Here is a 17,414-nt window from a genome sequence, read left to right as displayed (position 1 = left end):
TTTTTTCATGTGACAGTTAAAATTTAAAGTTAGAAAATTCTAATTTTAAGCTGTCCTATTTTTAGGGAAGGCTACAGCAAGATTATATGGATTAAGAAGTTTTTCTATCGAATAATTCTTTAATTCGATAGGCAAAAGACACGTAAAATTTGCATTGAATTGTGCCATTTTTAACCTAGTTTTTATTTAAAATAAAGAACTTGAAAATCTAATGGCTAACATGTACTGGCCACTACTTTAGTCTGACAGCCTCTTAAATCCTTTTAATTAATAATAATTTTAATGATCACTTTTGTGCCTAGAGAATTACCTTCATCATTTTTCTTATCTATGATTGTAATATTATTGGTTTCATCATTTAGTTTATTAAACATTTCCAATCGTTCTTTAGTAACCTGTAATCCGCGAGATTTCTTTTTATGAATGGACTTCTTTCTTGTCGAATTCTCTCGTCCTACACCGTTATCGTCAATTTCGCACACTAAAAAGTGATCATCTCGACAAAAGTTTATATTCAATATTTTGTCACCTGCAGTTTTGTTTAAAAGTCCATGTAGAATAGCATTCTCTACAAAGGGTTGAATCACTAAAATTGGGATTTCGATAGCTTCAGAATCCACATTTTTAGAAACAGTTATGGTATATGAAAAAGAGTTTGCAAACCGTAAAGATTCTAACTCTAAATAATCGTTGAGCATCTTTATTTCTTCAGATAACAAAATATCCGGTTCAATAGAGCTTTCCAGAACATTTCGTGTTAATCTACTAAATTTAGACAAGTACTTTAATGCTGAAACTTTATTGTTAGAGGTAATTAAATGCTGTATAGAACTTAATGAATTGAATATAAAGTGTGGATTTATTTGAGCTCTTAAAGCTTTGTTTTTCTGTGTTAAAGCTTCTTTTTGATAATGCAGTTTTTCATTTTGTTCCAAGAAAACCTTATACGTTAACCCATATGCAAAAATGATAATATCCAATACACAACCAACCATTAAGAAGTAACGACTTTTATATTCTAAAAGCGCAGAACCGTTGGTTAGGTAAAAATGAACTATGGTACCGATCAAGAAAAAGAATAGTCCAAAAACAATAAAGTAAGCTAAAACATTTTTGCCTTTTAAAGCCAAATATATTAAACCAATAGTTGAAGAAGCGATTAGCATAAAGCGTTCTATGTTGATAAGATAAATATGGCCAATAAAGAATTTATGATATGTAAAAGAGGTGTCTACAATAAAAACCAAAACTTGCAGAATCAGCATGAATTTTAAAAGGCGCTGTATTATTGGATAATCTTCTTTTGTTTTTAAATAAAACATAACAAAGAAGATATATGAAGAGTTTATAAACATTTGCACAACCTCATAAAACCAATATTTTAAGAGTAGATCGTTCCCAAATAAGAAGTCGTATATTTTTAGTTCATAACCACTTAAAAGGACTAATAACCAAAAGACATAAAGCGAATAAAATAAAAACTCAAGACGTTTTAAATATGCATAAAAGGCGAGTGTTAGCAAAACCATAATTATACATATTCCCGCAAATATGTACATGGGTAAAACAGAATTGGAATCTTGTTGTGTGTAGTAGTTTTTGTTTACTATATGTTGTGATTGACTTATGAAGCTAAAACTCCAACTAGTTGGAAGTTCTCTAGAAATTACTTTTTTTACTTTTAAATAGAGAAAGCGGTCTTGGAAAAGTGAGTTTGATAAAAAAGACGTTTCAGAATGAAACTTCACCAAACTGACTTCTTTTTTAGCTTCAAACTGACCAATAATTTTATTTGAGATATTATCCTTCTCTAAACTAAAAAGTGTTCCGTATCCAAAATTGTTAAACTTTAAATACCATAGACTATCGGTTTTTAATAGATGTGAAAGATTTTTGAAATCTAATTTGATCCAGTATGTATCTTTAGGATGTGTTTTATTAAAAGTATTGGGAAATTGAAATAATCTATCCGATTTTAATATGGAGTGGATAGAAATAGTATCATTATTGGTTTTATAAATTTTAAAAGGTATAGATGTGTTTGTGGTATCTAATACATTTTGTGCAATACCTTTAAAAAAAATATTGCAAGAGAGAAAAAGAAGGAGTGTTATTTTAGTTAAATAATTTTGCATTAACCACATTAAATTAGGCAAAACTAACTATATATCTCTTTTATTAAGTTTAGGTGCATTGACAGTATATACTTTATCTTTAGTACAATTTTTGGATATGGGTCTATAAAACCTTTCTTTTACAAAGCTTTAAAAAATATTTTATAACAATCCATTAATTGAACTGTTTAGCAAAATGTTAGTCCTATTCTTACAAAGTTGCTGAGTTTTTCAATTACCAAGAATAGTTGTCATTGCATAAATTTCATCAATTAAGGGAGTGATGATCTGGTTGTTTCCAGCTCCAGCATTTACCGTAGTGATAACGGCTTCCCCAATGATATGCCTCCCTTTTAATGTTCCATCCTCATCTTTGTGGATTCCCTCAATAGGATAAATAGCTAAAAAATCTGCCAGTTGCTCATTGGAATAAAAGGTTTTTAACCCCCAAATGGCATGAAAGATTAGGGGTTCCCCGTTAGGAGCATCGCCCACGTATAACATGTTATGGCCTTTCTTTCTTAAAATGGTCAAAAAAGGAACTCCTTTTTCTTTAATGAACTTGATTTTTTCATTAGTCGTTTCCGGTAAGTCATATTTGGTCCCTGAATTGATTTGGTCTTTAGAATCCCTGGGAAGCCATACCTTGTAAGTCCCCAGTAAATCTCGGATCATGGAGGAACAGTCCCTATTTTCCAAATTGCCTCCCCATCCATAAGGTCTTCCCGCCAAATTGGAAACTAATTGCTTAAGATGTTTCCCATTGAACTTAAAATTGTCCAATGCCACAACGCTTCTATCTATTTCTGCCTTTAAAATCCGTGCATTTTGGTTTTCATCGGTATTGGCAAAGTACACCGAAATCTTATCAGGATTATTGGAGATTTCATCATAAGGTAATACCATACCCATTTTGGCATTGATGGCATAATTGGAAATAGGGTTTTGTAAACTTATGTTGTCGGATAACGGTAGACAATAGGTGTCGGTAGACCATTGGGAGATAAAAGCCTCATCAACAATAGCAACATCATGCATGGCAACCCAACCCTTATAAATGGGACTAATGACATAGCACCACTGTTTATCTTTCGACAAATGGACAATCAAAACAGGTGTATTCGCCCATAAACCTGTCTCTTGAAAATAATCGAACGGAAATCCCTCACCTGCTTTTGAGTATCTGTCAAAGCCAGGTTTGTTTGTTGGGATTCTACGTAAATCCGTATGTGCAATTACAATTCCTTTTTGAAGGAAATTGGGAAAGTTTTTTAAATCAATATTATTTACAACTTCTTCTCGCTGCCATTTTGTATGGGGTTTCTTGTTCTCACCGTACCATTCATCATCCTCCAAGTATTTTTGTAGATACGAGAGATCTTTGCCTGGAAACCTATTTAAATTGGCAAGCAATTCTTCTGAAGGATTATCCCAGGGGACAAAGAAATTTTCAATGAATTTGTTCTTTAGAGAATCAGGAATTTGGATTTCTTGACTTGGATACTCCAGAGAATCAGGTGTAACCGTTCTGATTTCAACTTTTAGGGCTTCTTTATTTTCATTTCTGCAACTAAGAATCAAACAACTTAAAACTAGAATACTTAAAAAGGTTCGCATGGCTATAATTGGTAGTAATTTATCTTTATGGTATGATTGAACAGGATTGTAAAATAGCTCTAAACTAACAAATCGCAAACACATTGTCGAAACAATACACAATAACATTTTCACATTCGGTTCCTTATTCAATTTTTGTATTTTAGGAAACTAAACAATTATGATGAAAACCGCTTTCCTTTACCTTTGCTTTCTTTTTTTGACTTTCCAAATTACAAATGCCCAGGACCGAATTACAGGCGAGCCCTTCGCGACCCGCTCTGAAGTCCTGGGACAAAATGGAATGGTAGCCACAAGCCATCCCCTTGCCACCCAAATTGGATTGGATATCTTAAAAGATGGGGGTAATGCCATTGATGCTGCGATTGCGGTAAACGCTGCACTTGGACTTATGGAACCTACGGGCTGTGGTGTAGGGGGCGACCTTTTTGCCATTGTTTGGGATGGAAAAACAAAGAAATTATATGGTCTTAATGCCAGTGGACGTTCGCCACAGAAACTTACCTTGGAATACTTTGAAAAAGAAGGTATGGAGAAAATCCCATCTCACGGGCCCCTTCCGGTCAGTGTGCCCGGTGCCGTAGATGGTTGGTTTGAACTGCATCAAAAATTTGGGTCAAAATCCATGACAGAAATTTTGGCCCCGGCTATTGATTATGCAGAAAAAGGGTTCCCTTTGACCGAACTTATTGCTTGGTACATACAGCGCACCGTTCCCTTTTTTGAATCAAGAGGATTTCCCAATATTGAAGACACGTACAAATCACAAAACGGAGGAAAACTACCTAACGAAGGGGAAATTTATAAAAATCCTTATTTGGCGAATACCTATCAGAAAATTGCAGAAGGCGGTCGAGATGCTTTTTATAAAGGAGATATTGCCAAAACCGTTGGTGAGTTCATTAAAACGCAAGGTGGTTTTCTCTCGGCCAAAGACTTTGCTGCCCACAAATCGGAATGGGTAGAGCCAGTTTCCATCAATTATAGGGGTTATGATGTTTGGGAGCTACCACCAAATGGTCAAGGCATAGCGGCACTGCAAATGTTGCAAATTTTGGAAGGCTATGACTTTTCCAATATCGAATTCGGGAGTGCGGAACATTTACATCTTTTTACCGAAGCCAAAAAATTAGCTTTTGAAGACCGTGCCAAATACTATGCGGATATGGATTTTTTTGATGTCCCGGTTGAAGAGTTGCTTTCGGAAGACTACGCCAAATCGAGAAGGGAACAGATCGGCAAGCGCGCTGGAACATATGCTGCAGGGGAAATCTCTGCAGGGGAAACTATTTATATGACGGTAGCGGACAAGGAAGGTACTATGATATCATTGATTCAGAGCAATTACCGCGGAATGGGTTCTGGAATGGCACCTCCCAAATTGGGCTTTATGCTACAAGATCGTGGAGAGCTGTTTAGTCTTAAGCGTGGACAGGCCAATACTTATGAACCGGGCAAACGCCCCTTCCATACCATAATCCCAGCTTTCGTGACCAAGGATGGTAAACCGTATGTCAGTTTTGGTGTTATGGGTGGCGATTTTCAACCGATGGGTCATACACAAATCGTGATGAACCTTGTTGATTTTGGAATGAATCTTCAAGAAGCTGGTGATGCTCCACGGTGGGACCATACCGGAGGAGCAAGTCCCATGGGTAGCACTACAACAGATACCGGACTCATCCGAACAGAATCTGGAATTCCCTATTCCACAATACGCGGATTAATGGATAAAGGCCATAAAATGGGAACTGCAAGGGGAATTTATGGTGGGTATCAGGCTATCTTATGGGATGATGAAAACAAAGTCTATCATGGCGCCTCAGAAAGCCGTAAAGACGGGCAAGCTGCTGGATATTGATATTACCTTTATTGGATTTAGATTTTTCTTTTTTCCAACTCAAACTGTTTGTTTAAAAAAGTAAATGCAACTCAGTTGCATTTATCGACCTTTTCATATACTTTTACTTTTCAGCTATCGTAATGCGTTCATTACGAATGTATAGTTGGGCAAGCAATAGTATAATATCAAAAAGAAATGATAGAAAACAAAAAATTACCCGTAACGGTTCTCAGTGGGTTTCTAGGGGCAGGTAAAACGACTTTACTTAATCATATTTTACATAATAAGGAAGGCCTAAAAGTAGCTGTGATCGTGAACGATATGAGCGAAGTCAATGTAGATGCGGAATTGGTAAAAAGCGAAAACACCCTTTCACGTACCGAGGAAAAGCTGGTAGAAATGAGTAACGGATGTATTTGCTGTACCCTAAGGGAAGACCTAATGGTCGAAGTAGAAAACTTGGCCAAGGAAAACCGATTTGATTATCTCCTTATTGAAAGCACTGGTATTAGTGAACCCATACCAGTGGCTCAAACTTTCTCCTTTGTCGATGAGGAAAACAATATTGACCTTTCCCGCTTTAGCTATGTGGATACCATGGTGACCGTAGTAGATGCCTTTAACTTTTTTAAGGATTTTGGTAGCCCGGAAACCTTGATGGATAGAGATCTTACCGACATGGAGGGTGACTATCGGACCATTGTGAACCTGTTGACCGACCAAATTGAATTTGCTAATGTCATCGTACTGAACAAAGCAGATCTGGTCTCTAAGGATACGTTGAGTGTATTACAGGCAATTATAAAGAAATTAAACCCTGCTGCACAGGTTATAGAATCTAAATTTAGCAAGGTTGACCCAACTTCCATTCTCAATACTGGTCTTTTCAATTTTGAGGAAGCGGAACAAAGTGCCGGCTGGATAGAAGAACTCAATAAAGATGAACATACACCGGAAACCGAAGAGTATGGGATAGGTTCTTTTGTGTATCGAAGCATAAAACCTTTTGATCCCAAACGTTTTGGGCAGTATGTGCAACATCAATTTCCCAATACCGTCATTCGTAGTAAAGGGTTATTTTGGATTGCTTCACGCCCTGAACAAGCCTTGATTTGGGGACAAGCCGGAGGCTCCTTAAGAACTGATAGCGCTGGCGTTTGGTGGAGTAGCATGCCTTTTCATAAGCGCACATTATATGCTTCTTTTTTGGATGATCAAGAACAAATTGAAGCAGATTGGGACACTACTTTTGGAGATCGAAAAAATGAAATCGTATTTATTGGTCAAGCTATGGATGAAGAACAGATGCGGGTCGACCTTGACGCTTGCCTAGCAACGGACAAGGAAATTGAATCACAAGATTGGTTACATGGATATGAAGATGAATGGCCCGTGGAAAGAGCTTATGCCTTTGATTAAAATATGACCCAGTTAAATATACAATGAATCGTACCCGTTTTCTAAGAAACAGGTTAGGTCTTGGTCTATTTTCGACCTTGGGTTGTCGTATAGATAACAGCAAACCAAATTCTACGGCTAATTTTGTTAATGACTGTTCTATCACTTTGCCCATATTTTTATTGCATTAAGTTTAGTTTTTTTAAATTCGTATTAGGTCACCTTTTTTATTATAGAAGGGAGTCATATAACTACATGAACGTATCTAAATCAAGATTTCCCCTTTTATTAAACAATATTCCACATGCCATCACCATGCTATTTGGTATTATAGCGATAGTTACGATATTGACATACATTCTCCCGGCCGGAACCTATGAGCGGGTCACAGTGGATGGGCGAAGTACCGTAGTCCCTAACTCCTATAGGATAATCGACTCCACGCCAGTAGGACTCTTGAACATGTTTAAAGCTATTCCATTAGGTTTTAAGGCTGCAGTTGAGATTATATTTATTGTTTTGGCAGGAGGTATCATGTTTGGTTTTATGGAAAAATCAAAAGCAGTGGAGAATGCCGTTGGGACTTTGGTAAAAAAGCTAGGTCTAAAACACAAAAATTTAATTATTGTTATCATGACATTCATCTATGGAATACTTGGTATGGCCGTGGGGTACGAAAATAATATCGCAATGGTACCGATAGCTGCTGTTCTGAGCCTTGCTTTGGGCGGGGATTTGATTTTAGCTGCAGGTATTTCAGTAGGTGCAATGACCATTGGTTTTGGACTTTCGCCCATTAATCCGTATACCGTAGGTACAGGTCATAAATTAGCAGAATTGCCCATGTTTTCGGGAGCGCTATTGCGAAGTTTGCTTTGCTTTTCGGCACTGAGTGTAATGGCTTACTATAACATTAGGTATTTCAAAAAGATTACCATAAACCCCGACAAAAGCTTGGACAAAGGATTTGATGCTAACGACTTGAAGTTATCAAAACCTATTGGAGCATATCAGTTAAGTAGAAAAAATTGGCTGGTCATTTCCATTTTTCTCTTAGGTCTTTTGGCAATTCTTTATGGGGTTTTCAACTTGCACTGGTACATCAATGAGCTTTCAGCAGTTTTTTTGATGATTGCTTTACTTTGTGGCCTAGTATCCAGAATGAACGCGACCACTATGAGTGAAACCGTTCTGAAGGCAGTTGCCCTAACTGCACCGGGGGCATTTATGGTGGGTTTCGCTACTTCGATTAAAGTACTCATGGAAATGGGAAACATTGGTGATACTGTTTCGTACCAACTTTCATTGATTTTGGAAGGATTACCTTTATATACTTCCGCTATTTGCATGTCCATCTCGCAGTCCATAATCAACTTTTTTATTCCTTCAGGAAGTGGACAGGCCTTGTCGACCTTGCCCGTTATGCTTCCTTTGGGTGAATCTTTGGGACTCTCAAGACAGATTACTATTTTGGCCTTTCAGATAGGGGATGGCGTGTCAAACCTGGTTAATCCGACCTTGGGCGGACTTATCGCTATGCTTAGTATGTGCCGAGTGCCGATTGACCGATGGATTCGTTTTATTTTCCCCGTATTGATAACTGTGCTCTGTTTGGCCTTTTTGGTGTTGATCATAGCCGTAGCAACAAATTATAGTTAGTTTAATATGACCGTAGAAAAAATTTTGGCAAAATTGGTTTCGTTTCCAGTGCTTGGAGGGGAAAGCAATATAAGCATCTTAAACTGGATAAAAGACTATTTGGAAACGCATGGTGTTACCGTGCATTTGGTGTCGAACGAAGAGGGAAATAAAGCCTCGTTGCATTGCCGAATAGGACCAGCCGTTGATGGTGGTGTTATTCTTTCCGGACATATGGATGTCGTTCCCGTTGAAGGCCAAAACTGGACCACAGACCCCTTTGTGCTCACTGATAAAGGGGATGGGAAACTATATGGGCGTGGTTCCTGCGATATGAAAGGCTTTTTGGCTTGTTGTTTGACGGCACTGCCCCAAATGGTAAAGGCTAATTTAAAAAAGCCTATCTATTTTGCGTTTTCCTACGATGAGGAAGTAGGTTGTTTGGCTGCACCTGAATTGGCACAAGCCATTCGGACACATTATAACGAAACACCAAAATATGCACTAATCGGAGAACCGTCTTTAATGGAACCGATTGTTGGTCAAAAGGGTATCTATATTCTAGAGACTTATGTCAATGGCTCTGCGGGTCATAGCAGTCGTATAAAACAAGAAGTAAGCGCTATTCATGAAGCTATGCGCCTAGTTCTATGGCTCGAAAATAAAATGAACCAGTTGATTGCCGATAATCGATTGGATGACCGGTTCCATCCGCCACATTCAACTATTCATATTGGTTTGATAAACGGTGGTATTGCCCCGAACGTGATTGCGGATAATGCTCACTTTTATTGGGACCTGCGGACCCTACCTATGGATGATATGCAGTCCATTGTAAAAGAATTTGAATCGTATTGTCAACAACGTGAGATAGCATTGCAGAAGATTTTCCCCAACTTTTCTATAAAAACTATTGAAAATCATCCTCAAGTTCCCCATTTGGATACCAAAGCTGATGCCGATATTGTCGATCTGATCAAACGAATATCTGGGAATTCCAAACTGAGTACTGTTTCTTATGCAGCGGAAGCCGGGCAATTTGCCAATGAAGGTTTTCAATCTGCCATTTGCGGTCCCGGTTCCATCGCACAAGCTCATAGAGCTGATGAGTTTATTGCTAAAGAACAGTTGGAAAGAGGAGTTGAGATGATTGGTAAGCTGATACGAGAACTATCGTCCGAAAGCTTTAATCATTAGAATTCCCCGAGGCTCTGCCTCGGGTGTCGCGTATTTATATTTATATATTTGTGGATGTGAGCGAACACATCCACAAGAACCATAACAAAAGCTTGCTTTTGTACCATTTTGTTTGTCCTATCAAATATAGGAGAAAGGTTTTGAGCGATTCGGTTTCGGAGACCTTCAAAAAGATCTGTCTTGGGATAGAGGAGCGTTACGATATCCACTTTTTGGAAATCGGTCTGGACGGGGACCATGTGCATTTCTTGATCCAGAGTGTTCCGGTTAACGCCCCGAAGAAGATAATCCGTGCGGTGAAGAGCATCATCGCGAAAGAGATTTTCCGCCTTCATCCTGAGGTGAAACAAATGCTCTGGGGAGGCAAGTTCTGGACCAGTGGCTACTACGTGAACACCGTGGGGCAATATGCCAATGAGGAGGTAATAAAGAAATACCTCCAGAACCAGGGCAGAACAAATTATAAGGAGTTGCATAAGAATCAACTAAAATTATTTTGATACCTCGACGGCTCTGCCTCGAGGTAGTTCATTAGGATCTTATGACTCTTTTGTATGCTTTAGCCAATATTCAGGGGTAATAATATTTTCTTCATCTCTTCTAAATTCCTTATACCTCCAACCATTTTTTTGATTAAGCTCCACAATGTATTTGGTACAGATAGACTAGAAAAAGCAATAAAAATGAAGCGTAAATATGTGATGTTTCTTTTCTTTGGTTAATTCAAAGCATGGACTTTTCCAATTACTTTAAAGTACGGATAATGGACCCTACAAACATCATAATACCGTTATTGGGCTTCAATATTAGAATAGAACTGGGGCAATTACTAATCGTCTTTTTTATTGTTGGTATTGCCTTTTTGTTTCTTAACATCTTGAAGGTGAAACATGGAGAATGGAATATTTTATTTCCGGAGCAGCAACGGGAATGTCATTAATTTCATTACTGGAGAATAATTTTTGGTAAACGTTCCTCATCAATTAAGTTCTTCCCATCTATCCCTACGGAGTTTTTTCAATCCATAGCCATGAGTAAGTATTATTTGGTAAATCTACTAAGGGCCAAATCACCTTAATACTATTTCATCAATGAGATTAAGAGTATCTGGATTGATAACCTTCATTTTTACCGTTGCTCCATCAATATAAAACAAACAAACCGCATTTTCTACACTAAACGCTTTGGTATGTTCGCTCCAAGGCAATATCTCTTGTGCATAATAGGGTGCTCCTGCAGCTCCATTGTTAATTTGGTAGATAGGCCTTGATACCTTCAATTTTTGATGTGGATAATTCTCAGGATATATGGTCACTTCATTGGTTAGCTTCAAGCGATTGTAGTTGTGTTCATCTCCTGTTAATATAGCCAATACCTTTTTGCTTTTGTTGATAAGAATATCTAAATATTGATCGCGTCGTTCCAAAATTCCTTTTTCCAGTGGTTTGCCTGCGACGAAAGGTCTTTTCTCATTGTTGCCGCTGTACCACATATCATCACGACTATGCCCTCCATTTGGAAAAGTAGGTGTATGTTGGGTCACGAAAATATGATCAATGGTAGCATCTGTTTCTAAGGCAGTTATGGTGTTATCCAACCACTCCAATTGATTATCCATAATGTAACCATGCAGTCCTCCTGAAGTTACTGTATTACTCGAGAGGCTAGGGGCATACCAATAATCACTGTTCAATACGACAACCGCTACGTTGTCATAGCGATAATGAAACACATTTTCTGAATATGAAGGGAAATCAATGGTCTTGGAAGATGGATCATAGACACTTCCATCCTCACTTTTTAAGGTGGAAACCGGATTTACAAAGGCTTGTGAAAAAGCCATTTCAGCCGATTCGGTAGTAAATGGAAATTTATCTACAGACGCTTTGCGTCTTCCCGTACTATCCCGAAAGATATATCCTAAGGCTTCATGGTTTCCCATGCCTACTTGAAAAGGCATATAATGCCAAAATGGCTCCACTGCTTTTTTCCAATTGGTGTATTGTAATTGGGTTTCCTCATTTGTTTCCAAATACCCATTGATCAAATCGCCACTGAACTGCATAAAAGCAGCATCGTTTGCATAGGCCACCGCAGCAATTTTTTTCATGATGTACGCATTGGCGCCATAGATTTTGCGTTCGCCTCCACCAGAGGCATGTCTGCTATCGCTCGTGTACGCAAATACAAAAGGAGCTTTACTTCCTGGTTTTGGGGCTGTTTTCAAATGGTATTGTTGGGTAAAGTCGCCGTATTTTATCAAGTACTTATATTCAGTATCAGGTTTTAGATCGGTCACTTTAATTTCATGATATGTTGATGACGGACTTTTAATGGTCTCCTTATTGATTTCCAGGTCTATGGCTACTGGCAATGTAGTGTTTAACCAGATGGTGGCGCCCGTATCTGTCAGCATATTGATAAAAGGCCCCTCATAAACCGAGGGAGCTACGGTGAATGGTCCTTTGCCCTTTAAAGATACTTCACCATCATAAACTATCATACCCGTTTCATCCATTAGACGATACCCTATGGAAAGTATTTGGTTCTTTTGCCAATCAACAAAATCATAGGGATAGCGAAAATCCCGTTTGATATTGATATCGGTTTTACCGGATTCCAATGTTTTTACAAACCTGAAAACAGGTAACGGGTGCGGCGCCTTTCCATAAGGGATAAGCCCATAAGTTATGGTTCCTTTAAAATCATCAAAATCCATTGTCAATCCTTCCTCGGTTCCTTTGGGATTGCCGAACAATTGTTTAAGGCTATAACGGGGATTGCTTTCAACTGTATAGTAGCGTTGGTCGCCATCTTGAACAAAGAGTCCCTTTTCATCTTTTTGGATATTGCTATAGCTTTTTGGGATTACTATATTTTGGGCAATGATAGTGTTCGCTGCCAGAACGGCTAAGATTAAAAAAAAGTTTTTCATGGTTTGTTTTATTGATGAGGTATAATATTTAACATTTGGCACAAATCCCTTTAATAACGGTCTGTACATTGTTTGTTTTAAATCCCTTTGGAATATTTAGTTGAAGCGGTACCAAACCTTCCATACAATATACTGTTTCGCAGCATTCGCAAACAAAATGTGCGTGTTCATTTCCGTGTATTTGGGGTTCGCCAAAGGCATACTTAGATATTCCGGTGTGATCATTAATACGGTGAATAATACCTGCTTGCTCAAAACTTGTCAAATTTCGGTATAGGGTGGACTTATCCAATTCGCTGACCAATGCTGCTTGCAAGTCATTGTATGACTGGGCATGTTCCATATTCATGAAATGTTGTATCAAAGCTATACGGACTTTGGTCTTTTTCAACCCTTTCCGTTCCAATAGAAGTTCGTAGTCTTTAGTTTTCATCATAAGATTCTGCTTATTTAAAACTTATGGCATTGGCATTTTCAATTCGATAATAATATTGGTTCGGATTATTGCGGTTTAAGTGTAGAATACCACTCACGGACAGCAATTCATCCATTTTGAACGGTGGCTTTTCTGTAAACCGGAGCCCTACGACTGTTTCAGGCCCGCCATTGCCACAGAAAAAGCAGGAAGCCATTGGATTCTTGGAAAGCATATATACCGATTGATTGCCATCCAATACAAGAAAATAACCAGTGAGAACAATTTCCTTTCCTTCCAGTTTAGTCAAACTTTCTGAAAATTTTGCCTTTGTAAATCCGGGAAAAGGGTCTTCCAAAGAAAGTGCTTGAAATGAAATGCCACCAGTGAGGTCGGACCAATCCAAGGAGGTCTGCGCATAGGTAGTAGTTCCCATCCAAATCATCACTATCAAAGGAAAAAATCGCATTTTTTTAATTTATCAATTGTCCGGTGGCCGCTTTTAGGATATAATTGCAATGGTCCACATTATTTCTATTGAGTTCAAGGATTCCGGTGACCGTAACAATTTGATCGGTTCTAAAAGGTGGTTTTTCCTTGAAATTAACTTCAATAATGGTCTCCGGTCCCGCTGCACCACAAAAGAAGCAGGAGGCCATTGGGTTTTGGGAAATCAGGAACACTTCACCGCTTCCTGAAATATCCAGAAAATATCCTTTGATACTCACTTGCTTACCTCTATAGGTCGTTATCTTTTTACCAAAGGTCGGCATTAAAAAATGCATATCGTACGTGGCATTGTATTCAGGTTCAAAATTGACATCTGCAAAATCTTCCCAAGTCAACTTCTTTTGCGCTATTGCAAAAGTACTTACTTGGGTTACGAACAAAACAAATAAAAATGATTTAAGCATCGGATAAAGTTTTAGCAACGTTTAATTTAAATATAGAGCGAGACGCCAACAAAGTAGCTATAATGGTTAGTGTCAATATGAGGCTCAGGAGAAAAAGTTCAACCAGTTCGGGGCTATTTATTCGCAAAGCATAACCATAAGATGCTTGCATGTATTGGGAAACACCCCATACTCCGATTCGGCCTAAAATCCACCCCAATACAAAACCAAGAAGTGCCAAGAACAAACCTTCCAAAAGGGCCAATCCAAGAAGTTTTCCTATACCAAGGCCATAGGTTCTCAATAATGCCAACTCCTGTTTTCTTTCCCTGATAGTTTTTAAAAGACTAATAAAGATGCTAAGCGCGGATACCAAAAGGATGGCAACCGCAATGCCGTTTATGGTCTGTACCCCGGAACTCAATAATCCCATAAGGCGTTGTATCTCAAGGCCCGGTAGAGCCGCTTGCATTGTTGTGTTCTCGTTAATAAATCTGGGAAGCTGGACCATTCCCAGAGGGTTCTTGAACTTAACCAAAAGAGAGGTGATTTCTAAATTTTCATGTTCTTCGTTGCCATATTCATCATTGTGATTATGACCTTGATGGTTTTCGCTGTCTTTGTGTTCATGTTCCTCATTATGGTCATGTCCTTCATAATCTTCTTGGTGTTTATCTTCAAACCCTTCGTTATGCTTCGAACCATCATGCTCATGTGCATCCCAGATACTTTTTAAGTTGGAAATCAGTAATTGATCTACTACCGTTCCCGTAGACTCGAGAAAACCAACAACTTCATAGGGGTGCTCTTCATGTCCTGTGGCTCCAGAATCTGCAAGACCATGGGAGCTTATAAAAGTGTCGCCAAGTTTCAGGTTCAATTTTGAGCGGACTCCACTACCTACGACTACTTCAAAAGATTTTTGATAAAGACGTCCTTCACTCAGTTTGGCATTATAACTGTTTAAATATTGGGTTTCCGTACCCAGAATACGATACCCTTTGTAGTTGTCCCCGTAAGAAACGGGAATGGCCTTTTCAACAAACGGATGATTTTGCAATGCCGTCATATCCTTCAGTTTAATGTTCCCTGTTGGCACATCAACATGAAGAACGGAAGATAAGACCAGTTGCAATGGGCTACCTTTTGCGCCAACGACCATATCAAAAGGAGCTATATTTTTGTTGAGCTGGTCACCTAACTGCTGGCTCAATTGAAAAACAAACGTGACCAAGGACACACTTAATGATAACAGCATTAGGCTCAGTAGTAAGTTGAGCGGTTTGGAAACCATGTTTTTATATGCCAGATAGCCAAGATTCATAGTTCAATTCGGTTATGGAAATGAGACATTACACGCAGATCGTGGGTGATGATCAGCAAGCTGCTTTTACAGATTTCCGCCTCTTCTTTGAGTAGGTTAATGACCTTAATACAGTTAACATCATCTAAATTGGAGGTAGGTTCATCTGCCAATACAAGTTTGGGCTTATGAATTAAGCCAAGTGCAATGGATAGTCGTTGCTGTTGCCCTTGGCTCAATTCGGTAACTTTCTTAGAAAGATGTTCGGCAAGTCCCAACCTTTCCGCTAATTCATGTAATCTTTTTTTGTCATTGGTGCTTTTAGGGAAGGTTTGTCTTAAATGAAGATTGTCCGAAACGTTCAGGGATTTAATAAAATGATATTGTTGAAATATGAGACCGATGTGTTCCCCGCGGAATTTATCGATTTCCTTTCGTGATAACATATTTAATCCGGTACCGTCAATGACAACATTTCCTCTTATGGGTGGCAACAATCCTGCCATCAGATAAAGAAGTGTGGTCTTGCCCACACCTGATGGGCCCATAACGAGCATATGTTCACCAGGGGTAAGGGCGATGTCTGGAAAAGTCAGAGCTGTTACATCCTCATAGGTATAATAAAGATTTGATGTTTCGACCATTAGAATATTTTCACAAAAATAGAAAAGAAATTTAAATGCAACCAAGTTGCATTTGTGAAAAATGAATACTTTTGTATCCCTATTTGAAATAGGCTTGAAATTATTTAATTATTAAAATCAATAATTACTCAGTTCATGACCAATCTGATGAATCTTAGATATAAGTCCGATATCATTGGTGCGCTTGCGGGCAGCCTATGTTTTGTGCACTGCTTGGCAACACCCTTCTTTTTTGTAGCGCAAGCTGGCCTTGCGATAGACGAAGCATCCCATCCGTGGTGGTGGGGAACCTTGGATATCTTGTTTCTGGCCATTTCCTTTTTTGCCGTTTATTGGTCAACTAAGAACACTTCAAAGTCATGGATAAAATGTGTTTTTTGGAGCCTTTGGATTCTATTGGCGGTTATTGTTCTTAACGAGAAATTGGAGATAGGCCACCTGATGGAGGAAGTCATTTACCTTCCGACCTTAGGTTTGATTTCACTTCATTTTTACAATCGCCGTTATTGTCGCTGTGAAGATGATAACTGCTGTACCGATCAATAAATCAAAATTGTATTCATGGATAAATCCCAAATAGAAGTCTTAGGGGACAATCATATTGGCACATCTATAAAAACCCCAATGCGGACAGATGCGTTTGAGCTTACGGATGAAGAAAAAATCGAGAATATCCAATTCCATTTTTCTAAAATAATGGAAGAGATGGGACTGGATTTGACAGATGAAAGTCTTTCGGGAACGCCTTATCGTTTTGCCAAGATGTATATCAAGGAACTATTTTATGGATTGAATCCCAAGAATAGACCAAAAATCTCCACTTTCCCCAATACCTATGGCTATCAACGAATGTTGGTCGAGCAAGATATTACTATAGATTCCTCTTGTGAACACCATTTTTTACCCATAATTGGTAAAGCACATGTTGGCTACATTCCTAAGAATAAGGTAGTGGGTCTTTCCAAAATCAATCGTTTGGTGGACTATTACTCCCATCGTCCCCAAGTACAGGAACGTCTTTGTCTCCAGATTTTGGAAGACCTTCAAAATACATTGGAAACCGATGATGTCATTGTCATAGTCCATGCAAAGCATCTTTGTGTTTCTTCTCGTGGAATCAAGGATAAGGACAGTTTCACCACGACCTTGGAATATGGGGGCAAGTTCAAGGAAGATAGATTCCGAGAAGAGTTCTATGGACTTCTAAAAAGTAGTTTTAAGGAGTAGAGAAACATAGATGTTTGAAGTAGGCGATAGACAGTCTAACGCTACTGTATTCTCGAAATTTGAAGTATCTTAAAAGATAACTATTCTTTGGGACATTGTTCATGATCAATTTAAGTTTCATTCTTGGTCTGTCATAATGGTTTCGTGATACTGTATTTTTTGGGATACGGATAGTTCTTTTTGAATTGCC

General features: G+C 38.5%; 16 protein-coding genes. 8 read left to right on the top strand and 8 right to left on the bottom strand.

Features of this window, described 5'->3' with window-relative positions; all coding sequences use genetic code 11:
- Nucleotides 1–263 precede the first annotated feature (263 nt).
- Together KIM67_RS16175 and KIM67_RS16170 are read right to left on the bottom strand one after the other, a co-directional pair.
- The gene (locus KIM67_RS16175) at nucleotides 264–2,135 is read right to left on the bottom strand and encodes a sensor histidine kinase (RefSeq protein WP_213832592.1); all 1,872 of its coding nucleotides are present in this window, start codon (nucleotides 2,133–2,135) and stop codon (nucleotides 264–266) included.
- Between the two features lie 210 nt (nucleotides 2,136–2,345).
- Nucleotides 2,346–3,731 (bottom strand): SH3 domain-containing C40 family peptidase, encoded by a 1,386-nt coding sequence (locus tag KIM67_RS16170; protein WP_213832591.1) that lies wholly within the window; start codon nucleotides 3,729–3,731, stop codon nucleotides 2,346–2,348.
- Between the two features lie 160 nt (nucleotides 3,732–3,891).
- Between KIM67_RS16170 and ggt the strand changes: the two genes are divergently transcribed.
- The 6 genes from ggt (at nucleotide 3,892) to KIM67_RS16140 (ending at nucleotide 10,747) form a co-directional block, all read left to right on the top strand.
- Nucleotides 3,892–5,592: a gamma-glutamyltransferase gene (gene ggt / locus KIM67_RS16165; protein WP_250149292.1), complete on the top strand. Its 1,701-nt coding sequence runs from the start codon at nucleotides 3,892–3,894 to the stop codon at nucleotides 5,590–5,592.
- Nucleotides 5,593–5,769: 177 nt separating this feature from the next.
- Nucleotides 5,770–6,993 (top strand): GTP-binding protein, encoded by a 1,224-nt coding sequence (locus KIM67_RS16160; RefSeq protein WP_213832590.1) that lies wholly within the window; start codon nucleotides 5,770–5,772, stop codon nucleotides 6,991–6,993.
- 234 nt (nucleotides 6,994–7,227) lie between these two features.
- Nucleotides 7,228–8,631 carry a YfcC family protein gene (locus KIM67_RS16155; RefSeq protein WP_213832589.1) on the top strand — a complete coding sequence of 468 codons (1,404 nt, stop codon included), beginning with the start codon at nucleotides 7,228–7,230 and terminating at the stop codon, nucleotides 8,629–8,631.
- A 6-nt stretch (nucleotides 8,632–8,637) separates the two neighbouring features.
- Nucleotides 8,638–9,807 carry an acetylornithine deacetylase gene (gene argE, locus KIM67_RS16150; protein ID WP_213832588.1) on the top strand — a complete coding sequence of 390 codons (1,170 nt, stop codon included), beginning with the start codon at nucleotides 8,638–8,640 and terminating at the stop codon, nucleotides 9,805–9,807.
- 56 nt (nucleotides 9,808–9,863) lie between these two features.
- Entirely contained in the window at nucleotides 9,864–10,307 is a 444-nt protein-coding gene (gene tnpA, locus KIM67_RS16145; protein ID WP_213832587.1) for an IS200/IS605 family transposase, read from the top strand.
- Nucleotides 10,308–10,501: 194 nt separating this feature from the next.
- The gene (locus KIM67_RS16140; protein WP_313788448.1) at nucleotides 10,502–10,747 is read left to right on the top strand and encodes a HupE/UreJ family protein; all 246 of its coding nucleotides are present in this window, start codon (nucleotides 10,502–10,504) and stop codon (nucleotides 10,745–10,747) included.
- 129 nt (nucleotides 10,748–10,876) lie between these two features.
- On the opposite strand, the gene KIM67_RS16135 is transcribed toward KIM67_RS16140, so the two are convergent.
- From KIM67_RS16135 to KIM67_RS16110, 6 genes are read right to left on the bottom strand one after another with little or no spacing between them, the layout of a single operon-like run.
- Nucleotides 10,877–12,742, bottom strand: a complete 1,866-nt coding sequence (locus KIM67_RS16135) for a hypothetical protein (RefSeq protein WP_213832585.1) — start codon at nucleotides 12,740–12,742, stop codon at nucleotides 10,877–10,879.
- A 28-nt stretch (nucleotides 12,743–12,770) separates the two neighbouring features.
- A complete protein-coding gene (locus KIM67_RS16130) occupies nucleotides 12,771–13,178 on the bottom strand; it encodes a Fur family transcriptional regulator (RefSeq protein WP_213832584.1) in 408 nt (135 codons plus the stop codon).
- A gap of 10 nt (nucleotides 13,179–13,188) precedes the next feature.
- Nucleotides 13,189–13,626 (bottom strand): hypothetical protein, encoded by a 438-nt coding sequence (locus tag KIM67_RS16125; protein WP_213832583.1) that lies wholly within the window; start codon nucleotides 13,624–13,626, stop codon nucleotides 13,189–13,191.
- 4 nt (nucleotides 13,627–13,630) lie between these two features.
- Nucleotides 13,631–14,071: a hypothetical protein gene (locus KIM67_RS18650; protein ID WP_250149291.1), complete on the bottom strand. Its 441-nt coding sequence runs from the start codon at nucleotides 14,069–14,071 to the stop codon at nucleotides 13,631–13,633.
- Nucleotides 14,064–15,374, bottom strand: a complete 1,311-nt coding sequence (locus KIM67_RS16115; RefSeq protein WP_213832582.1) for an FtsX-like permease family protein — start codon at nucleotides 15,372–15,374, stop codon at nucleotides 14,064–14,066. The genes KIM67_RS18650 and KIM67_RS16115 overlap by 8 nt, the downstream gene beginning before the upstream one ends.
- Nucleotides 15,371–15,997, bottom strand: a complete 627-nt coding sequence (locus KIM67_RS16110) for an ABC transporter ATP-binding protein (protein WP_213832581.1) — start codon at nucleotides 15,995–15,997, stop codon at nucleotides 15,371–15,373. Before KIM67_RS16110 ends, KIM67_RS16115 begins: the two co-directional genes overlap by 4 nt.
- Before the next feature lie 147 nt (nucleotides 15,998–16,144).
- On the opposite strand from KIM67_RS16110, the gene KIM67_RS16105 reads away from it, so the two are divergent.
- Both KIM67_RS16105 and folE read left to right on the top strand, forming a co-directional pair.
- On the top strand, nucleotides 16,145–16,543 hold the full coding sequence (locus KIM67_RS16105) for a MerC domain-containing protein (RefSeq protein ID WP_213832580.1): 399 nt from the start codon (nucleotides 16,145–16,147) through the stop codon (nucleotides 16,541–16,543).
- 15 nt (nucleotides 16,544–16,558) lie between these two features.
- Nucleotides 16,559–17,224 carry a GTP cyclohydrolase I FolE gene (folE, locus tag KIM67_RS16100; protein ID WP_213832579.1) on the top strand — a complete coding sequence of 222 codons (666 nt, stop codon included), beginning with the start codon at nucleotides 16,559–16,561 and terminating at the stop codon, nucleotides 17,222–17,224.
- Nucleotides 17,225–17,414 lie beyond the last annotated feature (190 nt).

Origin of the sequence: Flagellimonas sp. 389 (assembly GCF_018449435.1) — a bacterium.
Lineage (GTDB): Bacteria > Bacteroidota > Bacteroidia > Flavobacteriales > Flavobacteriaceae > Flagellimonas.
The sequence above is the reverse complement of the archived record's forward strand: the minus strand, read 5'-3'. Positions and strand labels throughout refer to the sequence as shown.

Bases quoted from the DNA above. Each gene is read 5' to 3' on its own strand.
- KIM67_RS16105 (WP_213832580.1), top strand. From the start codon at position 16,145: ATGAATCTTAGATATAAGTCCGATATCATTGGTGCGCTTGCGGGCAGC.
- KIM67_RS16155 (WP_213832589.1), top strand. From the start codon at position 7,228: ATGAACGTATCTAAATCAAGATTTCCCCTTTTATTAAACAATATTCCA.
- argE (WP_213832588.1), top strand. From the start codon at position 8,638: ATGACCGTAGAAAAAATTTTGGCAAAATTGGTTTCGTTTCCAGTGCTT.
- KIM67_RS16125 (WP_213832583.1), bottom strand. From the start codon at position 13,626: ATGCGATTTTTTCCTTTGATAGTGATGATTTGGATGGGAACTACTACC.
- KIM67_RS18650 (WP_250149291.1), bottom strand. From the start codon at position 14,071: ATGCTTAAATCATTTTTATTTGTTTTGTTCGTAACCCAAGTAAGTACT.
- KIM67_RS16160 (WP_213832590.1), top strand. From the start codon at position 5,770: ATGATAGAAAACAAAAAATTACCCGTAACGGTTCTCAGTGGGTTTCTA.
- ggt (WP_250149292.1), top strand. From the start codon at position 3,892: ATGATGAAAACCGCTTTCCTTTACCTTTGCTTTCTTTTTTTGACTTTC.
- KIM67_RS16130 (WP_213832584.1), bottom strand. From the start codon at position 13,178: ATGATGAAAACTAAAGACTACGAACTTCTATTGGAACGGAAAGGGTTG.
- KIM67_RS16175 (WP_213832592.1), bottom strand. From the start codon at position 2,135: ATGCAAAATTATTTAACTAAAATAACACTCCTTCTTTTTCTCTCTTGC.
- KIM67_RS16135 (WP_213832585.1), bottom strand. From the start codon at position 12,742: ATGAAAAACTTTTTTTTAATCTTAGCCGTTCTGGCAGCGAACACTATC.
- KIM67_RS16170 (WP_213832591.1), bottom strand. From the start codon at position 3,731: ATGCGAACCTTTTTAAGTATTCTAGTTTTAAGTTGTTTGATTCTTAGT.
- KIM67_RS16115 (WP_213832582.1), bottom strand. From the start codon at position 15,374: ATGAATCTTGGCTATCTGGCATATAAAAACATGGTTTCCAAACCGCTC.
- folE (WP_213832579.1), top strand. From the start codon at position 16,559: ATGGATAAATCCCAAATAGAAGTCTTAGGGGACAATCATATTGGCACA.
- KIM67_RS16110 (WP_213832581.1), bottom strand. From the start codon at position 15,997: ATGGTCGAAACATCAAATCTTTATTATACCTATGAGGATGTAACAGCT.